We start from the raw sequence: 372 nt of genomic DNA on the forward strand, positions 1-372 counted from the left end.
ATCTGATGCAAGGTTAAGCAGAAAATGTGGAGCCGTAGCGAAAGCGAGTCTGAATAGGGCGTATAGTATTTGGTCGTAGACCCGAAACCAGGTGATCTACCCATGACCAGGCTGAAGTTCAGGTAACACTGAATGGAGGGCCGAACCGACTTACGTTGAAAAGTGAGCGGATGAGTTGTGGGTAGCGGAGAAATTCCAATCGAACCTGGAGATAGCTGGTTCTCTCCGAAATAGCTTTAGGGCTAGCCTTAAGTAATGATTATTGGAGGTAGAGCACTGTTTGGACGAGGGGCCCTTATCGGGTTACCGAATTCAGACAAACTCCGAATGCCAACCAATTTTATCTTAGGAGTTAGAACGCGGGTGATAAGG

Annotated in this window: 1 rRNA gene; it reads left to right on the forward strand. The window is 47.6% G+C overall.

Annotated features, from left to right (window positions below):
- Positions 1–372: ribosomal RNA gene (locus EII32_RS11785) — 23S ribosomal RNA — on the forward strand; the annotation flags it as partial.

The sequence above is a fragment of the Prevotella sp. OH937_COT-195 genome, assembly GCF_003932845.1.
Taxonomy (GTDB): domain Bacteria; phylum Bacteroidota; class Bacteroidia; order Bacteroidales; family Bacteroidaceae; genus Prevotella.